This is a genomic window from Pseudomonas inefficax (assembly GCF_900277125.1).
GTDB classification, from domain to species: Bacteria; Pseudomonadota; Gammaproteobacteria; order Pseudomonadales; family Pseudomonadaceae; genus Aquipseudomonas; species Aquipseudomonas inefficax.
This window is the reverse complement of sequence record NZ_OPYN01000190.1, coordinates 1-1,988: the sequence shown is the minus strand read 5'-3', so window position 1 is coordinate 1,988 and position 1,988 is coordinate 1. Positions and strand designations below refer to the sequence as shown.

Genomic DNA, 1,988 nt, shown 5'->3' with positions numbered 1-1,988 from the left:
GCTTCAACGTGTACCCCAACGAGCTGGAAGATGTGCTGGCGGCCCTGCCAGGCGTGCTGCAGTGCGCGGCCATCGGCGTACCGGACGAGAAGTCCGGTGAAGTGATCAAGGTGTTCATCGTGGTCAAGCCGGGCATGACCGTGACCAAGGAGCAGGTGATGGAGCATATGCGCGCCAATGTCACCGGCTACAAGGTCCCACGCCAGATCGAGTTCCGCGACGCGTTGCCGACCACCAACGTGGGCAAGATCCTGCGCCGTGAACTGCGCGATGAAGAGCTGAAGAAGCAGGGCTTGAAGAAGATCGCCTGATCTTCTGAATCACTGCTGGCTTTACCGGCCTTTTCGCGGGTAAACCCGCTCCCACAGGGATTGCACAACCCTCGAGAGTTGCACAGAACCTGTGGGAGCGGGTTTACCCGCGAAGAGGCCGGTAAAATCAGCGCAGTTTCTCGAGCATCTGGTAGTACCACATCCCCGCCGCCAACAGCGGATTCCCCAGCAAGTCCCCCATCGGCACCCGCACATGCTTGCACTGGGCAAAGGTGTCGAACTTCTCCAATGTCCCGGTCAATGCCTCGGCCATGATCTCGCCCATGATGTGGCTGGTGGCAATCCCGTGCCCCGAATAACCCTGGCAATACCACACGTTCTCCGACAGCTTGCCCAGCTGCGGGATGCGGTTGACCACGATGCCCATGGCGCAGCTCCACTGGAACTCGATCGGCACGCCTTTCAACGCCGGGAAGGTACGCTCGATGCATGGGCGCAGTTCGCCTTCGATATCCCGTGAATCACGGCCGGAATAGTTGGCGCCACCGCCGAACAGCAGGCGCTTGTCGGCGGTCAGGCGGTAGTAATCGAGCACGAAGCGGCAGTCGTACACCGCCAGGTCCTGCGGGTTGATCTGTTCGGCCAGCTCCCCCAGCGGTGCGGTGGTGACGATGCCACCCATGGCCGGGAAGATCTTGCCCTTGAGCTGGCGCTTTTCCAGTTTGTGGTACACATCGCCGGCCAGCATCACCTGGCGCGCCTCGACCCGCCCGTGCGCGGTGACCACGGCCGGGCGCGGGCCGTGGACGATGTCCAGCACTTCGGAGTTCTCGAAAATCAGCGCCCCCAGGCCATGGGCAGCACGGGCCTCGCCCAGGCACAGGTTGAGCGGGTGCAGGTGCAGGTTACGCAGGTTCTTCAGCGCGCCCAGGTACAAAGGGCTTTGCAGGTGCTCGGCCATGCCGGCGCGGCCCAGCAGTTGCACCTGCTCGGCCATGCCCCGGCGCTGGGCCTCGGCTTCGAATGCGCGCAGCTCGTCCATGTGCGAGGGCTTCATCGCCGCATGCAAGTGGCCGCGCTTGAGGTCGCAGTCGATGCCGTAGCGCGCCACGCGCTGCTCGATCACCTGGTGGCCGCGCCAACGCAAGTGCCAGATGAAGTCATCGACCTCGGCACCCAGGCGGTTGCGCATCTGCGAGCGCATGGCTTCGTCGCCCGACAGGCTGCCGGTGACCTGGCCGCCGTTGCGCCCGCTGGCACCCCAGCCGATGCGGTTGGTTTCGACGATGGCCACCTTCAGGCCTCGCTCGGCCAGTTCCACCGCCGTGGCTACGCCGGTGAAGCCGCCGCCGATGATCGCCACATCCACCTGCACCGTGCCCTTGAGCTGCGGGTACTCGGTGTGGTCGTTGAGGGTGGCGCTGTAGTAGGACGGCGCGCGCTGCGCCGGGCCCTTGTTCAAAGCTGCATTCATGGTGGTTCCTTGTTATCTGGGGCTCAGGCCTGGTGCAGGTACCAGCGCCAGTCCTGCTCGCTGACTTCGGCCATGAACTGGCGGTACTCGGCGCGCTTGACCTTCAGGTAAACGCCAAGGAAGTCCTCGCCCAGTGCTTCGCGAGCCCAGCTGGAGTGCTGCAGGGCGTCGAGTGCAGTCAGCCAGTCGGTGGGCAGGTGTTCGGTGGCCTGGGCATAGCCGTTGCCTTCCACCGGTGCACC

At 64.3% G+C, this 1,988-nt stretch carries 2 protein-coding genes and 1 pseudogene; 1 reads left to right on the top strand and 2 read right to left on the bottom strand.

What is annotated here, in order from left to right:
• Positions 1 to 311, top strand: a 311-nt coding sequence (locus JV551A3_RS23720; protein WP_413038303.1) for an AMP-binding enzyme, incomplete at its 5' end; no start/stop codon positions are given.
• A 127-nt stretch (positions 312 to 438) separates the two neighbouring features.
• Here JV551A3_RS23720 and JV551A3_RS23715 read toward each other — a convergent pair.
• Positions 439 to 1,746: an NAD(P)/FAD-dependent oxidoreductase gene (locus tag JV551A3_RS23715; protein ID WP_133979158.1), complete on the bottom strand. Its 1,308-nt coding sequence runs from the start codon at positions 1,744 to 1,746 to the stop codon at positions 439 to 441.
• Positions 1,747 to 1,769: 23 nt separating this feature from the next.
• Positions 1,770 to 1,988, bottom strand: a pseudogene (locus JV551A3_RS23710) (glutamine synthetase); the annotation flags it as partial.

What these genes read in the sequence shown, in the direction of transcription:
- JV551A3_RS23715 (WP_133979158.1), bottom strand. Translation starts at nt 1,746, where the DNA reads ATGAATGCAGCTTTGAACAAGGGCCCGGCGCAGCGCGCGCCGTCCTAC.